Origin of the sequence: Clostridium putrefaciens (assembly GCF_900461105.1) — a bacterium.
Classification (GTDB): domain Bacteria; phylum Bacillota; class Clostridia; order Clostridiales; family Clostridiaceae; genus Clostridium_L; species Clostridium_L putrefaciens.
This window is the reverse complement of sequence record NZ_UFWZ01000001.1, coordinates 520545-538481: the sequence shown is the minus strand read 5'-3', so window position 1 is coordinate 538481 and position 17937 is coordinate 520545. Positions and strand designations below refer to the sequence as shown.

Annotated in this window: 13 protein-coding genes; all 13 read right to left on the bottom strand. The window is 32.2% G+C overall.

Annotation, left to right across the window (positions count from 1 at the left end; genetic code table 11):
* Window positions 1-111: 111 nt before the first annotated feature.
* Window positions 112-1200, bottom strand: coding sequence for a histidinol-phosphate transaminase (gene hisC, locus DY168_RS02435; RefSeq protein WP_115640316.1), 1089 nt, complete (start codon window positions 1198-1200; stop codon window positions 112-114).
* Between the two features lie 144 nt (window positions 1201-1344).
* Entirely contained in the window at window positions 1345-2259 is a 915-nt protein-coding gene (gene murB, locus DY168_RS02430; protein ID WP_115640315.1) for a UDP-N-acetylmuramate dehydrogenase, read from the bottom strand.
* A 95-nt stretch (window positions 2260-2354) separates the two neighbouring features.
* Window positions 2355-3083 carry a phosphatase gene (locus DY168_RS02425; RefSeq protein WP_115640314.1) on the bottom strand — a complete coding sequence of 243 codons (729 nt, stop codon included), beginning with the start codon at window positions 3081-3083 and terminating at the stop codon, window positions 2355-2357.
* Window positions 3084-3101: 18 nt separating this feature from the next.
* Complete coding sequence (uvrC, locus tag DY168_RS02420) at window positions 3102-4967, bottom strand: excinuclease ABC subunit UvrC (protein WP_115640313.1); 1866 nt, start codon at window positions 4965-4967, stop codon at window positions 3102-3104.
* Between the two features lie 44 nt (window positions 4968-5011).
* Entirely contained in the window at window positions 5012-6490 is a 1479-nt protein-coding gene (locus DY168_RS02415; protein WP_115640312.1) for a peptidoglycan D,D-transpeptidase FtsI family protein, read from the bottom strand.
* Between the two features lies 1 nt (window position 6491).
* Window positions 6492-7691, bottom strand: a complete 1200-nt coding sequence (locus DY168_RS02410; RefSeq protein WP_115640311.1) for an FtsW/RodA/SpoVE family cell cycle protein — start codon at window positions 7689-7691, stop codon at window positions 6492-6494.
* A gap of 39 nt (window positions 7692-7730) precedes the next feature.
* On the bottom strand, window positions 7731-8177 hold the full coding sequence (locus DY168_RS02405; RefSeq protein ID WP_115640310.1) for an FHA domain-containing protein: 447 nt from the start codon (window positions 8175-8177) through the stop codon (window positions 7731-7733).
* Between the two features lie 242 nt (window positions 8178-8419).
* Complete coding sequence (gene uvrA / locus DY168_RS02400; protein WP_115640309.1) at window positions 8420-11245, bottom strand: excinuclease ABC subunit UvrA; 2826 nt, start codon at window positions 11243-11245, stop codon at window positions 8420-8422.
* 38 nt (window positions 11246-11283) lie between these two features.
* Window positions 11284-13263, bottom strand: coding sequence for an excinuclease ABC subunit UvrB (uvrB, locus tag DY168_RS02395; protein WP_115640308.1), 1980 nt, complete (start codon window positions 13261-13263; stop codon window positions 11284-11286).
* 210 nt (window positions 13264-13473) lie between these two features.
* Window positions 13474-14838 (bottom strand): PDZ domain-containing protein, encoded by a 1365-nt coding sequence (locus tag DY168_RS02390; RefSeq protein WP_174905309.1) that lies wholly within the window; start codon window positions 14836-14838, stop codon window positions 13474-13476.
* A gap of 89 nt (window positions 14839-14927) precedes the next feature.
* A complete protein-coding gene (locus DY168_RS02385; RefSeq protein WP_115640307.1) occupies window positions 14928-16181 on the bottom strand; it encodes a S41 family peptidase in 1254 nt (417 codons plus the stop codon).
* A 146-nt stretch (window positions 16182-16327) separates the two neighbouring features.
* Window positions 16328-17218: a permease-like cell division protein FtsX gene (gene ftsX / locus DY168_RS02380; protein WP_115640306.1), complete on the bottom strand. Its 891-nt coding sequence runs from the start codon at window positions 17216-17218 to the stop codon at window positions 16328-16330.
* Window positions 17199-17894, bottom strand: a complete 696-nt coding sequence (gene ftsE, locus DY168_RS02375) for a cell division ATP-binding protein FtsE (protein ID WP_115640305.1) — start codon at window positions 17892-17894, stop codon at window positions 17199-17201. The genes ftsX and ftsE overlap by 20 nt, the downstream gene beginning before the upstream one ends.
* Between the last annotated feature and the right edge of the window lie 43 nt (window positions 17895-17937).

Below are 17937 nucleotides of genomic sequence, written 5' to 3'. Positions count from 1 at the left end.
AAATAGACTATGCTACTATAATAATAAATATTTATAGTAGCAAAGTCTATTTTAAAGCTTAAATACATTTAAATGTAATGGCTTAATATTCCATATGATCTTATTTGAACTTTATCCCATAACCTCTTTTAGTGCTTTAATCATTTTTTCATTTTGATGTCTAGTTCCAATAGTTATCCTTAACCACTGTGGCATGCCTAGTAAAAATCCTGGTCTTATTATGATGCCCTTTTTTAGAAGTGCATCATATATTGGTTTATCATCTCTATTTAAGTTTATCATAATAAAATTAGTATGAGTTTTTATATAATCTAAATTCATGTTTTTAAATTCACCATATAAATAGGTCTTTTCTTCATTATTAGTTTCATATACCTTATTTAAAAATTCTTCATCTAAAAGAGCAGCAATAGCGGCACTTTGTGCAAAAAGATTCACATCAAAAGGATTAATTACCCTATTTAAATAACCTACTAATTCTTCTGTTGCAATTCCGTATCCACACCTTAGTGAAGCAAGTCCATAAGCTTTAGAAAAGGTCCTTAATACTATAATATTAGGATTTTCTTTTAAAAGTTCTAAGGAATCTGGGAAATCATCGGATTCTACGTATTCAACGTAAGCCTCGTCCATAACTATAATAACTCTTTCTGGTATTCTTTTTAAAACCTTATTAAAATCTTCTTTTTTAAATATATTTCCTGTAGGATTATTAGGATTACAAAACCAAATTATCTTTGTCTTATCCGTTATTGCATCTACCATAGCTTCAATGTCTAGTCCGTTGTTTTTCATAGGTATCTTTATAGATTTAGCTCCCATAAGCCTTGTATTCGTATCATACCTTGGGAATGTAACACTTGCCATTATACTTTCATCATCTTCTGATAAAAACGTATTACATAAAACCTTTATTAATGAGTCTGAGCCTGCGCCACAAAATATTTGATCCTTAGTAACATTTAACTTTTTACCAAGGGCAAGCTTTAACTCATAACTAGCTGAATCAGGATAAAGTGCCGAATCATTTATCATGTTTTTGATAACCTCTTTAGCTTTAGGCGAACAACCTAATGGATTTTCATTAGATGCAAGCTTTATAACATGATCCAATCCAAGTTCTCTTTTTACCTCGCTAATAGGCTTTCCAGCCACATACTTTTCAACGTTTAGTACTTCTTTTCTGATAGAATAACTCATAATCCCCTACCCCTTACAAAGGTATCTTATGTAAGGGATAGATTCACCCCCTTATTTATATATCTTAATTTATATATTCTTATTAAATAGCTTAAAGCTATTTAATTTAGAAACTAAAATTTTAAGAATAAGGTGTAGTTCATTCTAGTCTTCTCCTATTATCCTAACCTCTGGATGTAAATCTACATTAAAGTTTTTTGATACGGTTTTTTGGACAAATTCTATAAGATCTAATATATCTTTTGCCGTTGCGTCTTTTTTATTTATTATGAATCCTGAGTGTTTATCTGATACTGCTGCTCCACCAATAGCTGTTCCTTTTAGTCCCGAATCCTCTATAAGTTTTCCTGCGAAATGTCCTTCTGGTCTTTTAAATGTGCTACCTGCTGAAGGATACTCTAAGGGCTGCTTATCTTCTCTTCTATATGTTAGTTCATCAATTCGAGCCTTTATCTTCAAAGCATCTGCCTTTTTAAGCTTTATAGTTACACTTAGAACAATATAATTATATTTCATAACTGCACTAGTCCTATAACCGAGCTCTAAGTCCCCATTTCTCAAAGTTATAATGTTGCAATCTTTATCCATGACCATTGCCTCTGTTACAACATTTACCATTTCCCCATCGTAGGCTCCTGCATTCATTGTAACTGCTCCACCTACACTTCCTGGAATTCCACAGGCAAATTCAAAACCTGTTAGATTGTGCTTAAGTGCACAACTTGACATGTCTTTTAACTGTGCTCCTCCAAGGGCAATTATTTTATCTTCATCTACGGTTATGTTGTCTAATTTACTAAGCTTTATTATAACTCCTCTAAATCCACCATCTTTAACTAATAAATTGGATCCGTTGCCTATGATATAGTATAAAGTTTTTTCATCATCACATACCTTTATTGATGCTATCAAATCTTCTATAGTCTTTGGGGTAATTAAAATATCTGCTTTTCCCCCTACTTTGAAATAAGTATGGTTTTTCATTGATTCATTTAATAAAATATCTTCTTTGTCTAATAACTTTTCTAATTTAGAAATTAAGTAACTATAATGATTCATTCTACTTCTCCTCAAACTTACTTATGTTATAGAGTCTTTCTTATTTAATTTCATAACAATAAATATATTATAATATATTTATATTTATTAGTCTATTATAGGTGATAATCTTTAAGCTTTCCTTTGTACTTTAAATATTTAAGTAGTCGGTTTTCATCTAAATTTATTATAAGTTCATCTGGCACCTTTGCTTTTTGTAATATTTCTTCTGATTTTTGGAATTTACCTATATCATAACATATATGGGCATCACTACCCATTACAATATTTACACCATAGTCTCTACAAAGTGAAGCTATTTTTAGACAATTTTCTTCACATCCTGGTCGTGACTTAAAGGAGCTATTATTTATTTCGATCAAAACATTCTTTTCTTTAGCTGCCTTTACCACTAATTCTTCTATTATAGGAAAGGACGGATTACCAAGGTGACCTATTATATCTACATTAGGATTATCCATAACCTTTAGTATAGCCTTTGTATTTTCTTCCCTACCTCTTGAAGTTATGCAATTATCATGAAGACTTGCTATAATAATATCTAATCTTGATTGGATCCTAGGATGTATATCTAAGTTACCTTCAAAATCTATTATGTTAGCTTCACAGCCTTTAAGGTGAATTATCCCTTCCATGTAGAAAGGCAAAACCCTAAGATTTGCAAAGTAAAATTCATGAGGTCCTCCTGGCATTTTAGGGCCATGGTCTGTGGTGCATAAAAGCTTAATCCCATGATCTGCCGCCCATCTTACATTTTCTAAAATAGTACTGTATGCATGCCCGCTTTTTATTGTATGGGTATGTGTATCTAAAACGTATTTCATTAAATCCCTCCTGATTATCTATTTGTGACTTTTAAAGAATTCTATAATACTAATTGCAGTCCTTTTATCTATAGATGGAGTTTCTATAAGCTCCTCGTAGGTTGCATTTTTAATATTATCTATTCCTTTGAACTTTTTAAGAAGTTCTTTTCTTCTTTTGTCTCCTATGTTTGGTATATCATCTAATATAGAATGAAGTATTCTTTTATCTCTTAAAGTCCTATGATAAGTTATTGCAAATCTATGAACCTCATCTTGCATCCTTGTTATAAGTTGCATAACATTAGAACTTGATGGTATTATTAGCTCTTCATTATTAAATATAAGCCCTCTTGTTTTGTGGTTATCATCTTTTACCATGCCACAAACGGGAATATTTATATTTAATTCCCTTAAAACATCTAGAGCTACATTTACCTGGCCTTTTCCTCCATCCATCATTATAATTTCAGGAAATACATGAAACTTACCTTCACTTAACTTAAAATTTCTCTCTTGTATACTTTTAACTTCAGATAATCCACGATTAAATCTTCTAGTTAATATTTCTTTCATACTTTCATAATCATTAGCACCCTTTACAGTGTTTATCTTGAATCTTCTGTAATCACTATTTTTGGCCCTACCGTCTTCAAATACTATCATACTTCCAACAGAATCCATACCCTGTATATTTGAAATATCATAACTTTCTATTCTATGTGGAATATAATCTAAGTTTAGTAAGTCTGCAAGTTCTGTAAGTGCAACTTTATGAATTTCTTTGTCTCTTAATATCTTAGATTTAAATTGCTCTAATGTGAGCTTTGCATTTTTTTCTACTAGATCTAAAAGCCTCTTCTTTTCTCCCTTTTTAGGAATCTTAAGTTCGACTTTGCTACCTCTTTTTATGCAAAGCCATTCTTCTAAAAGCTCTTCATCTTCTATTTCTGGCACATAAACGCTTTTAGGTATATGTGCAGTACCTCCATAAAAGCTCTTTATAAACTGGGATACTACCTCTGAATTTTTAAATCCTGCAGTATCTTCAAGTATAAAGTGTTCCCTTCCAATTAACTTACCTTCTCTAAAAAAAAATATCTGCATGCAGGTGTCTTTCTCATCTCCATACATATTTATAAAATCTTCATCTTCAAAGTGACCTAGGAATATCTTTTGTTTTTCTGCAATCTTTTCTACAGCTAGCATCTTATCTCTAGCCGCTGCTGCCTTTTCAAATTTTAGTTCCTCTGCAGCTATACTCATTTCACTTTTTAGCTGTTGAACTATCTTACTATTCTTGCCACTTAATAGATCAATTATATCATCTATAAGTTTTTTATAATCTTCTTTACTAATATAACCTGCACAAGGTCCTGTGCAAAGTTTCATTTGATAGTTTAAGCAAGGTCTATACTTAATTCCATCTTCCTTTATTGTAAGCTTGCAATTTCTAATAGGAAATATCTTTTGTATAAGCTCTATAGTTTCATACACTGCTGATACATCTGTATATGGCCCAAAGTACCTATTACCGTCCTTTGCCATGCTCCTTGTTACAAAAACCCTTGGGAATTCTTCATTAGTGGTTACTTTTATAAAAGGATAGTGCTTATCATCCTTTAATAAAATGTTATATTTAGGCTTATACTTTTTAATAAGGTTACATTCTAATATTAAAGCTTCCATTTCTGAATCTGTCACTATATATTCAAATTCTGCTACATGGCTTACCATAGCCTTAACCTTTTCAGAATGATTCTTAGAACTTTGAAAATACTGCCTTACCCTATTTTTAAGTATCTTTGCCTTACCTACATATAATACCTCACCTAAAGAATTTTTCATTATATAAACCCCAGGTTTATCTGGCAATATCTTAAGCTGATATTCAAAATCAAACATTATTAATCACCTCTAATATAAAGCACAGCCTTAAACTTTTAATGTTACTTAGAAAGAGCTGCCTTTAAAACTTTTCCAGCAGCCTTAGCTGCCTTGCCTCCTCCAGCTCCTCCACCCTCTACTATTACAGCAATAGCAACTTCTGGGTCTTCGTAAGGCCCAAAGCCAATGAACCAAGAGTGTGGTGCTGCATCATTGCCATTTTTATCTTTGTAGTCTGCTGTACCTGTTTTACCTGCGGCATTAGTTCCATCAAAGGCTCCAGGTCCGCCTGTTCCACCTGTTATAACAGACCTCATATAATCTTTTATAATCTGTGCATTTTCTTTTGATACAGTATTGCTAATAGACTTATTTTCTATATCCCTTATTTTAGCCCCTTCTGGGGTTACTATACCTTTAACTAAATGAGGCTTCATCATAACACCATTATTCCCAATGGTGCTTGCGATTAAAGCCATTTGCATAGGACTTGCTAAAATACTACTCTGTCCTATACCGGTTTGAGCAATATTCCCTTTTTCATCTTTTTTAAGTTCTGGGAATCTTCCCTTATTTATTATAAAACCATCTGCAGGTATGCTTTTATTGAAATAAAACTTTTCAGCACTATCCTTTAACTTAGTATTACCTAGATCTAAAGCGAGTGTTCCAAAAACCACATTACTTGAATGTCTAAATGCCGAATCTAACTTTAAGTCCCCAAAGGCCACATTGTTTAAGTTACTTAATGAGTCCTTACTATTAAACACAATCTTACCCTCATCTTTAAACACCCTTTTTGTAACTCCTTGAAGGTTTTCTAATGCACTTGCTGTAGTTACAACTTTAAATGTAGAACCTGGGGCATAAAGACCTGCTACAGCCCTATTTATCATAGGTGTGTTTTCTTCATCTTTTGCTATAGAATCCCATATACCTCTTAGATCATTAGGATCATAGGCTGGTTTAGAGACCATAGCTAAAACTTCTCCTGTTTTAACATTTAATACTACTATAGATCCTTTTTCATTACCAAGCACATCATAGGCTGTTTTTTGAATGTTATAATCCAATGTAGTAACTACACCATTACCTACCTTTTCTTTTCCTTTTCCAAATATCTTCATAAATTCTCTATTTTTAAAGTAACTTTTTAGCGCTTCATAGTCTACTGAAAGCCTGCTATCACTCATAAGTTCTTCATCATATTCTTTTTCAAGACCCGTAAGTCCATACGTTATATCAGAATATCCTAAAGCATGAACAAACATGGCTCCTCCAGTATATTCTCTTACTTGTGTAGTCGCATTTCCTTTTTCACTTTTAGTTAGATTTTCCATATTCCTATCATAGATAGTTCCACGTAAAACCTCATTTCTTTTAGCTTGCATTCTTTTATTTTCTGGCATACTTGCTATATCTGGTGCCTTAATAGCTGTAAAATATGCTATGTAGGTTATAAGTCCCAAGAAACATAATAAGAAAATCACCAATATATTTCTAATATTTTTAAATATTTCATCTTTGCTATGATTTTTCATGCTACCCCTCCTCTGACACCTTTTGTATTATACCTAAAGCAAAGAACATAGTTAGTATAGAGCTACCACCATAACTTACAAAAGGAAGGGTTATCCCTGTTAAGGGTATTATGTTCATAACTCCACCTATTATTACTAAAGCTTGACTTGCTATCATAGCGCTATAACCTACTGTAATAAGCTGTGAAAACTTATCATTTACATACATCGCAGTTCTCATACATCTATAAAATAGTAAAAAATACAATATTATAATGCCGAATCCCATTATAACTCCTAGTTCTTCACATATTACAGCAAATATAAAGTCAGTGGTACGTACTGGTACAAGTCCCGGCAGCCCAAGACCAAATCCCGAACCAAATAAGCCCCCTGAAGATATTGCAAATAACCCTTGAATTATTTGATAGCTTTCATCACTTGCATACTTCCATGGATTCTTCCATATCATAATCCTATTTCTTACATGGGGAAACATCTTATAACTAGCTAAAGACCCCACAACAGATAGTCCAAATGCAGTTATAATATATTTTAATTTTGAAGTAGCCATATAAAGCATGGTTATTGACATACCAAAGAAAATCAGAACGGAGCCTAAATCCTTTTGATATACCATAAAAGCTAGAGATACGACCACAACTATACCTGGCTTTATTAAGTCTTTAAAGGTTTTATAATCCTTTAAGCTAGAGGCTAGATATGCTGCTAAAAATAACTTTCCAGCTTCTGAGGGTTGAAAGCTAAGTGGCCCTATAAATACCCAGTTCTTAGCCCCGTATACTTCTGTACCAATAAATGTAGCCATGGACATAAATATCAAAGTGCCTATCATATATAATCTTTTATACTTTGAAAAAGTTTTAAGATCAGGCAATAAAACCACCACCAATATATAGGTAGTTATTGAAATAGCAAACCAAACTGTCTGCTTAATTGCATCAGCACTTTTTAATCTATATAGCATAGCTATACCAATAACAGATAAAAGACAGGCAAAAATAAGCATAAACTTATCTCCATCTTTAAAAAACCTTCTGATTATAAAGTAAGCATACCCAATAAGAACACATAAGATTCCACCCATAATTAAAGCGCCTGTATCAAAAGGATCTTTTAAAAATCCTAAGTTGATAAAAAACGCCATACACAATAAATAAGTAAGCAATAATAGCTTTCTTTCATCTTTAATACTATCCACATATTCACCTTCTTTTATATATAACTTATTATTCTTTTATTACCCTATAACCTTAAAAGTTAAACTTCCTATTTGAATCTGGTCATCTACTGCTATTTGTATGATACCATTTATTTTTACTCCATTAAGTATGGTACCATTAGTGCTTTTTAAGTCCTCTAAAAAGTATTCATCATCTTTTGAGTAAATCTTAGCATGTGTACTCGATACATATTTATCTTGCAAAACTAAGTCATTATCCTCTGTTCTTCCTAATGTAATAGATCCCCTTATAGGTATTACACTCCCCTTTTTCAACGCAAGATTTTGTCCTTGTTCTTCTACCACAAGACCTATTGACTTACCTGATTGCTTTTTCTTAGCATCATTATTACCACCATTTTTTACATCCTTATACATTATTCTTAACGCTAAAATTATTATCACATATAAAATTATAATGAATACAACAGTAAACAGAAGACCGAAAAGTCTATTAAACCTCATACTTTCACCTCTTATCTTAATTAATATTATGAATTTAAATATTATTCCATTTGATTTTTATAACGCCTCTATACAATTATACGTATCAATAACTATTTATGACCATAGACTTTAATTATTATATCATTATTTTATGAATTTTACGTTAATAAATATTATTTTATTAATATTATCCATTAAAAAAAGACGACAAAATCGCCCTTTTAAAATTTATATGTGCTAAGGTAGGTGTAATTACACCATTATGGAAGTAACCTTTTTAAATAGTGACCTGTATAAGATTCCTTATTTTTTGATATTTCTTCTGGAGTTCCACTTACAAGTATTCGTCCACCTTTTTCTCCACCCTCAGGTCCAATATCGATTATATAATCCGCACTTTTTATAACATCTAAGTTATGTTCTATTACTACCACAGTATTTCCAGCATCCACTAGCCTTTGTAGTATTAATATTAGCCTACTTACATCGTCTATATGAAGCCCTGTTGTTGGTTCATCTAGAATAAATAGTGTCTTCCCTGTACTTCTTTTTGATAATTCTGAGGCTAGTTTTATTCTTTGAGCTTCTCCACCTGAAAGCTGAGTAGAAGGTTGACCTAGCCTTATATATCCAAGGCCTACATCATAAAGAGTTTGCATCTTATTTTTTATTCTTGGTATATTTTCAAAGAAGCTTAGGGATTCTTCTACTGTCATTTCTAATATGTTATGAATGTTCTTTCCCTTATATTTAACCTCTAAGGTCTCTCTATTATATCTTTTACCCTTGCACACGTCACAAGGTACATATACATCAGATAAAAATTGCATCTCTATTTTTATAATTCCATCTCCACTACAAGCCTCGCATCTTCCGCCCTTTACATTAAAACTAAATCGTCCTTGCTTATACCCCCTCATTTTTGACTCTGGGGTTTTAGAAAATACATCTCTTATTATATCAAAGACTCCAGTATAAGTGGCCGGATTAGATCTTGGAGTTCTACCTATTGGTCCTTGATTTATATCTATTATCTTATCTATATTTTCACAACCTAAAATTTCTTTGTGGTTTCCTGGATAAACCCTAGCCTTATTTATTATTTTATTTAAGCCCTTATAAAGTATTTCATTTATTAATGTACTTTTACCAGATCCTGAAACTCCCGTTACCAAAGTAAGCGTACCAAGAGGTATATCGACGCTTACATTTTTAAGGTTGTTTTCCTTTGCACCTTTTATCTTTATAAAGTTACCATTTCCTTTTCTTCTTTCCTCTGGAATCTCTATAGTTTTCTTACCTATTAAATATTGGCCTGTTATAGATCTTTTGCACTTTTTAACCTTGTCTAAAGTTCCTGCAACTACAACTTCTCCTCCGTGCTCACCAGCACCAGGACCTATGTCTACTATAAAGTCTGCTTCTCTTATAGTATCCTCGTCATGTTCCACCACAACTAAAGTATTTCCAAGGTCCCTTAAGTGCTTCAGAGTCTTTATAAGCCTATCATTATCTCTTTGATGAAGTCCTATACTAGGTTCATCTAAGATATATAAAACTCCCATAAGGCTAGATCCTATCTGAGTTGCAAGTCTTATTCTTTGAGCCTCTCCACCAGATAGAGTACCTGAAGTTCGAGATAAATTAAGATAATCAAGTCCTACATCTATTAAGAACTTTAATCTATTATTTATTTCTTTTATTATTTGATCACTTATAATTTTATTTTTCTCTGACAATTCAACACCTTGTATAAAATCTAATTCATCCCTTATAGGTAGCTTACAAAATTCAAATATACTTTTATCACCTACAGTAACAGCAAGAGCTTCTGGGTTTAATCTAGCACCCTTGCATTTAGGACATGGATTATCACTCATATACTGCTCTACTTCAGACTTTATATAATCAGAATTCGTTTCCATGTACCTTCGCTTTAATGAGTTTATGATACCTTCATAATTATGATTAAACTGCCCTGTTGAGAACTCTTTTTCATAATGCACCTTAAGCTTTTCATCCTTTAATCCATAAAGCAAGATATCCACTACCACTTTAGGCAAGTCTTCTATAGGTGTATCTAAACTAAATTTAAGCTTTTTAACTAAGGCTTGAAGCACACTAAAACTCCAAGAATCTTCTTTTAATCTACCTTCTCCCCATGTTACAATAGCTCCACCCATTATACTTTTTGTTCTATCTGGTATTACTAAATTTTCATCTATCTCCATTAAAGTTCCAAGTCCATCACATTTATCACACTTTCCAAAGGGTGAGTTAAATGAAAATAATCTAGGAGCTAATTCATCTATACTTATAGAACAGTCTGCACATGCAAACTTTTCACTAAATAGCATAGGTTCTTTATCAATTACATCTATAATTACAAGACCTTCTGAAAGCTTTAATGCAGTTTCTATAGACTCTGAAAGTCTACTTCTTATATCCTCTTTAATAACTAATCTATCAACTACTGCTTCTATACTATGTTTTATATTCTTTTCAAGTACAATCTCTTCTTCTGTAAGTTCTACCATGTTTCCATCTACCTTAGCTCTTACAAATCCATTCTTTTTGATATTATCTAATACCTTTTCATGGGTACCCTTTCTTCCTCTTATTATAGGTGATAATATCTGTATTTTAGTCCTATCTTCTAGCTCCATAATCTTATCTACCATTTGGTCTATGGATTGCTGAGTTATTTCCTTCCCACATTTAGGACAGTGTGGGATACCAACCCTAGCATATAAAAGCCTTAAATAATCATATATTTCAGTTACTGTACCAACTGTAGACCTTGGATTTCTACTGGTAGTCTTTTGATCTATAGAAATAGCCGGGGAAAGTCCCTCTATATATTCTACATCTGGTTTATCCATTTGTCCGAGGAATTGCCTCGCATAAGAAGATAAAGACTCCACATATCTTCTTTGCCCCTCTGCATAAAGAGTGTCAAAAGCTAGTGAAGACTTTCCAGAACCTGAAAGCCCTGTGAATACTACTAGCTTATCTCTAGGTATTACTAAATCTACATTTTTAAGATTATTAACCTTTGCTCCTTTTATAACTATTTTATCTTGCATGCATACTTACCATCCTATCCCTAACTTTTCCTAGCTAGTTATTTTTTCTTTTTGTTAAGTTTGTATATTATATCTCTAAGTTCTGCTGCCCTTTCAAATTGTAAGTTCTTAGAAGCTTCCCTCATTTCCTTTGTATAGTCTTCTATAAGCTTTTCTAAGTTTTCTTTATTTGCATTAATAGCATCTTCAAGACTCTCATATTCCGACTTTTCTTCTGCTACCTTAGTTGTTTCTATTATATTCCTAACATCCTTTTTAATTGAGGTTGGAGTTATATTATGTTCTTCGTTATATGTGGTTTGAATAGTTCTTCTTCTATTAGTCTCATCTAATGCCTTTTTTATTGATTTTGTTATAACATCTGCGTACATTATAACCTTGCTATCTACATTTCTAGCAGCTCTTCCTATGGTTTGAATTAAAGAGGTTTCAGATCTTAAAAACCCTTCCTTATCTGCATCTAATATCCCAACTAAAGCTACCTCTGGAATATCTAAACCTTCCCTTAAAAGATTAATACCAACTAGTACATCAAAGGTTCCTACTCTTAAGTCCCTTATTATCCTCATACGCTCTATAGTTTCTATACCTGAGTGAAGATAAGTGGTCTTTACATTAAGTTCTTTTAAATATTTAGTAAGATCTTCGGACATTCTTTTTGTAAGCGTTGTAACTAATACCCTATACCCCTTTTTTATAGTCTTTTGAATTTCTTCATATAAATCATCTATTTGTCCTTTAACAGGCCTTATAGTTATTTCTGGATCCAAAAGTCCTGTAGGCCTTATTATCTGCTCTGCTATAACTTTTGAATGTTCTAGTTCATAAATAGCTGGCGTAGCACTTACAAATAATACTTGGTTTAATTTATCTTCAAATTCTGGAAATTGTAGAGGTCTATTATCAAAGGCTGAAGGTAATCTAAATCCATAATCTACTAAAGAGTTCTTACGAGATCTATCTCCACCATACATAGCCCTTACCTGTGGCAGCGTTACATGACTTTCATCTATAAAAAACAAAAAGTCATCCGGAAAATAATCAATCAAAGTCTGTGGTGGTGTTCCTGCTGCCCTTCCATCTAATATCCTAGAATAATTTTCGATGCCGCTACAATATCCCATCTCTTTTATCATTTCCAAATCAAAATTAGTTCTTTGCCTTATCCTTTGAGCTTCTAATAATTTATCTTCAGATATAAGTTCCTTTAATCTTTTTTCTAATTCTTCCTCTATCTTTTCTATTGCAACATCTATTTTATCTTTAGATGTTGCAAAGTGAGAGGCTGGGAATATAGATACATGATTTCTCTCCCCTATTATATGACCTGTTAATACATCAAATTCTTTTATCTTATCTATTTCATCTCCAAAAAACTCTATTCTTATTCCTTTACTTTCTGAAGAGGCTGGAACTATGTCTAAAACATCTCCCCTTACTCTAAATGTACCCCTTGAAAAATCTATTTCATTTCTTTCATATTGAATTTCTACTAACTTTTTAATTACTTCATCTCTGTCCTTTACCATGCCTGGCCTTAATGATATAGTAAGCTTTTTATACTCATCAGGGTTACCAAGTCCATAAATACAAGAAACTGAAGCTACAATTATAACATCTCTTCTTTCAAATAAAGCTGATGTAGCTGAGTGTCTTAGTTTGTCTATTTCATCATTTATTGATGCGTCTTTTTCTATGAATGTATCTGTTTGCGCCATGTAGGCTTCCGGTTGGTAATAATCGTAATAAGAAACAAAATACTCTACAGCGCTAGTTGGAAAAAACTCTCTAAATTCTGAGCATAATTGTGCTGCTAAGGTTTTATTATGGGCTAAAATCAATGTAGGTCTTTGAACTCTTTCTATTATATTAGCCATAGTAAAGGTCTTTCCTGAACCTGTAACCCCAAGAAGAGTTTGAAATTTATTTCCATCTTCAATAGACTTAACTATCTCACTTATGGCTTGAGGCTGATCTCCAGTAGGTTTAAATTTTGAGGATATTTTAAACTCTCCCATTTAATCATCTCCATTCTTATTTTGAACGTCTGTTCTTTCTATATGTATCTATACTATACTTAATATTATAACCTGTCAATAACCATGATTATCTAAAAGTCTTTCTTTGTGAATTAAAAAATGGCTATGTTTTAAACCTTGATGATTAAACTTAATTTAACCCCATCAAAATAAAACATAACCACTGTCTAGTTCATAGTAGAACTAAGTTTAATCATCATTTCTGTCTTTCTCTTCATGTTTCTTTATCTCTTCTAGTATATCCTTAAATCCTTTATCTTTATTCTCTGTATATTCATTCTTTGATTTGTTAACTGTATCTTCATCTTTTGTATTATCTGATCTGTCTTCAGCTAAAACCGCCCTTGGTACTATAACTAAGCCAATTTTGCTTGCTATACCCTTATTTAACTCTAACTGTTTTATGTTTCCTTTAGAATCTTTTAATTTAAACTTAACCTCTCCAATACCTTCATTTAAAGTTTTATAAAAATATAATTCACTTTCAATTTTAGTACTATTTATTTCTAAAAGCTTGTCTCCACTTCTTATCCCTGCATTATGTGCAATAGACATAGGCGCTACATCTAGTACCATAAGACCTTCTTCATCACTAACAAACCTTGGTACAGCCCTTGATTCTATAAGCCTTTGAGCATTTAACATAATTTCATGTGCTAAAGGAGCAAATAATATAACAAAAAGTTGTAAGGGTAGACTTATTTTAGCCAATTGAGCTACAAAAGTAAGTATAATTCCATATATTAATATTCCTATACCTGACATTGCAGATTTTTCTCCTTTAGACCTAGTAAATGTAATCGAATTATAACCAAATACCCCGTAAAAAGGCATAATAGAAACTACAGCCATAGTTAATATACTTAAGGTTAAAGGTCCCCTCATAACAGGCCACCAACTAGGTGTAGCAATGCTTTGACCAATAGCATTTGTTCCATTGCTTAAAATCATTAATACGGCAATAGGCATAGCCCAATACCGTTTAAGTGCAAATCCCCCAAGTATCTTTCCATCCCTATTAGTAAATATAGGTATGGCCCCTCGATGTCCATCTATTGAAACTAGTAAACCTTCTACTATATGCAGTACACCAACCAAGGTCATAAGTGCTGCAATATCTATATAAAAAGGCCTATGTATAATCTCTATAGTTGGATACATAGTTAAAAGTGGGTCCTTAATCAAATTTAATATTATGCTTAAAAGACCTAGCAAAGCTCCAGAATAAGAAAAGCATATAAATCTAGGACTAAAAAATAGTAATAATAAGGAGAATACAAACATTAGGTGTATCCCTGAATTCTCTCCAAACATTACTCCTAAATAGGATAAAAGTAGACTAGATATTACTCCCCCTATTATACCTAAAACTAGCTGCGACATAGTAAGCTCTAGGGGAGAGTTTATAGGTTCCCCTAGAATCATCTTTTGCATTAATACAATCCTTCTATTCTTTCCATAAAATATAAAACCAAGCATTATAAGTGTAATTGCAAATTGCGGGCTGACCATAGCAAAGGCCACAGCCTTTAATGTATATCCTGCAATACCCATGAAAATTTTTCCTCCTACCTTAACTTGTGACCCTAAAAAATAACATTTATTATTTTATTTTTTACTAATCATTACTTTTTTGAAGACACCTATTTCTTTAATATCTCTATAGCCTTAATAAACTGAGGATCCGTAGCTCTGTTATAAGGTTTTTGTTTCATTTCATCACTAATCTTAACTTCTACATTTGGACTAATACCTACCTTATGGATATTTTCACCATTTGGTGTATAATATTTTGATACTGTAACTTTAAGACCAGTACCATCCTTAAGGTCTAAAACTCTTTGAACTATGCCCTTACCAAAGGTCTTTTCTCCAACTAAAGTTCCTGCTTCATAGTCTCTAATAGCTCCAGCTACTATTTCAGATGCACTAGCTGTTCCTTCGTCTGTAAGTATAACTAAAGGCATACCTATATAACTTCCGCCTGTAGAATTATACTTTTCTTCTTCCCCGTATTTGTCCTTTGTAGACACTATTACCTTGTCTTTATCTATAAAATTAGAAGCTACCTTTACACATTCATTTAAAAGTCCACCAGGATTAGATCTTAAGTCCATCACTAAAGACTTTGCCCCTTTAGGTTTTAATTCTCCTAGCTTTTTATTAAATTGATCCCCTGTATGTTCATCAAACATTGATATTTGAATGTAAGCTATACTATTATCAAGCATTTCGCCCTTTACTGTAACCATGTTTATAGTATCTCTCTTAACACTTACGTCAAAGGCTCCTTTGCCTTCTCTATAAAGAGTTATTGGTACTTCTGTTTTTTCTTTACCCTTCATCATAGATACAGCCTTTTCCATATCAGCGCCAGTAAAGTCTTCACCATTTACCTTTTGGATTATATCGCCAGAAATTATACCTGATTTTTCAGCAGGTGATCCCTCGAAGACCGAAATTACAACTATTTTGTTATCCTTAACGCCTACTTGTATTCCAAGCCCTACATAAGCACCCTCATTTTTCTCCATTAAATCCGCAAAATCCTTTTCATCTAAAAATACAGTATAAGGATCTTTTAAGGAAGCTGTCATACCCTTTAAAGCACCATCTAACATATCTTTATCTTCCATTGGCCCATCATATAACTTATACAACATTTCCCTTATACTAAACACTTTTTTGAATTTGTCTACATCCTTTATGTCCTCCATAGACTTTTTAAATTCAGGACTAGACTTTACTGATCTAGGTACAAAATACGAGTAGGCACTTCCTATAAAGAAGGTCCCCACATTTGTTATAAATAATAAGGCTATAACAATCCATATAGTTTTCCTTGATCTTTTATTTTTATTAAACCCTCTACCTGTTTCGTTATTGTCAAAATCCATAAAATAGCCACCCTTTCTTAAATGCTAAAGCATCCATATATTAATTAAAACTAACTTATTATATAGTGTATGCTAAAAGGCTCATATTAATAAATAATTTTATGGCTCTGTTTTCAAATAATAAAAACAGAGCCATAAACTTTAAATTAAACGTCTAAGAACTTTCTTAAAGATAATGTACTTCCAATACCACCTATTAGAATACCTGCTAAAACAAATGCAGCAAATAGCGGATTTAAAACGTACTGTGGAGAAATTAATTGTGCTGTTAAAAGATCTTCCGTTATCTTTATGAAACCAAATCTATATACATAGTATAGTACAACATTAGCTAATATGGCGCCTAATATACCCATGATCATTCCTTCTATAATAAATGGCCATCTTATAAACCAATCTGTAGCCCCTACAAATTTCATTATACCAACTTCTTTTCTTCTTGAGAAAACTGTAAGCTTAATGGTATTTCCTATTAAGAATAAGGATACCCCAACAAGCATTATAAATAATATTATACCTACCCACTTTAAACTATTAGATATAGTTATTATTTTCTTTATAAGCTCCTCATCATTTCCTATTTCATCCACACCAGCCATATTTACTACTTCCTCACCTATCTTGTCCGCTGCTTCTGGCGCCGTAAGTCTCACAATAAAGGAGCTTGGCATAGGATTTTTAGCTGCATCATATCCACTCAATAAACTTGCATTACCTTTTAATTGTTCTTTGAATTTTTGAAGAGCATCACTTTTACTTTCATACCTTACTTCCTTCACGCCTTCTGTAACCCTAAGTTTGTCCTCTATAGCCTTTTGGTCAGAAATACTTATACCATCTTTTAAGAATACCTTTATTTCTACCTTAGACTCAACCTCACCTACAAATCCCTTTACATTTAAAGCAAGCATTATAAATATACCAAATATAAAGAGTGTAGCAGATACTGTTATAATTGATGCTAAACTTATAGTCTTATTTCTTTTTATGCTCTTAAAAGCATCTATAAAAAAACCTTTAATGGTGTTTATTTTCATTTTCGTATCCACCCTTCTTTTCGTCTCTTGCAATGCTGCCTTTTTCTATGGCAATTACTCTCTTTTTCATGTTATTAACTATTTCTTTAGCATGAGTTGCCATCAAAATTGTAGTTCCACTCTTATTTATATCTTCTAATATATTCATTATTTCCATAGCTGTCTCTGGATCTAAATTACCTGTAGGTTCATCAGCAATCAGTACTGAAGGGTTATTAACCATTGCTCTTGCAAGAGATACCCTTTGTTGTTCTCCTCCCGAAAGTTCAGTTGGGAACATCTTATATTTATCTGATAATCCAACTAAAGCTAAAACTGTAGGTACTCTTCTCCTTATTTCCTTTTCTGAAGCTTCTACAACCCTCATAGCAAAAGCTACATTTTCATATACATTAAGATTTTGGATTAATCTAAAGTCTTGGAAAACCATACCTATTTGCCTTCTATAATTAGGTACCTCTTTTCTCTTTACTTCAGACAAATTCATTCCATTTATTATTATCGAACCTTTTGTAGGTTCAATCTCTTTTATAAGCATCTTTATAAAAGTCGATTTACCTGATCCACTTGGTCCAACTAAAAATACAAATTCACCTTTATCTATACAAATATCCACATTTATTAATGCCTTAACATTATTACTGTATGTTTTACTTACATTCTTAAACTCAATCATATGTAAATCCCCCTATGTGAAATTATCACATTTTTTATCTAAT

What these genes read in the sequence shown, in the direction of transcription:
- hisC (WP_115640316.1), bottom strand. Translation starts at nt 1,200, where the DNA reads ATGAGTTATTCTATCAGAAAAGAAGTACTAAACGTTGAAAAGTATGTG.
- murB (WP_115640315.1), bottom strand. Translation starts at nt 2,259, where the DNA reads ATGAATCATTATAGTTACTTAATTTCTAAATTAGAAAAGTTATTAGAC.
- DY168_RS02425 (WP_115640314.1), bottom strand. Translation starts at nt 3,083, where the DNA reads ATGAAATACGTTTTAGATACACATACCCATACAATAAAAAGCGGGCAT.
- uvrC (WP_115640313.1), bottom strand. Translation starts at nt 4,967, where the DNA reads ATGTTTGATTTTGAATATCAGCTTAAGATATTGCCAGATAAACCTGGG.
- DY168_RS02415 (WP_115640312.1), bottom strand. Translation starts at nt 6,490, where the DNA reads ATGAAAAATCATAGCAAAGATGAAATATTTAAAAATATTAGAAATATA.
- DY168_RS02405 (WP_115640310.1), bottom strand. Translation starts at nt 8,177, where the DNA reads ATGAGGTTTAATAGACTTTTCGGTCTTCTGTTTACTGTTGTATTCATT.
- uvrA (WP_115640309.1), bottom strand. Translation starts at nt 11,245, where the DNA reads ATGCAAGATAAAATAGTTATAAAAGGAGCAAAGGTTAATAATCTTAAA.
- uvrB (WP_115640308.1), bottom strand. Translation starts at nt 13,263, where the DNA reads ATGGGAGAGTTTAAAATATCCTCAAAATTTAAACCTACTGGAGATCAG.
- DY168_RS02390 (WP_174905309.1), bottom strand. Translation starts at nt 14,838, where the DNA reads ATGGGTATTGCAGGATATACATTAAAGGCTGTGGCCTTTGCTATGGTC.
- DY168_RS02385 (WP_115640307.1), bottom strand. Translation starts at nt 16,181, where the DNA reads ATGGATTTTGACAATAACGAAACAGGTAGAGGGTTTAATAAAAATAAA.
- ftsX (WP_115640306.1), bottom strand. Translation starts at nt 17,218, where the DNA reads ATGAAAATAAACACCATTAAAGGTTTTTTTATAGATGCTTTTAAGAGC.
- ftsE (WP_115640305.1), bottom strand. Translation starts at nt 17,894, where the DNA reads ATGATTGAGTTTAAGAATGTAAGTAAAACATACAGTAATAATGTTAAG.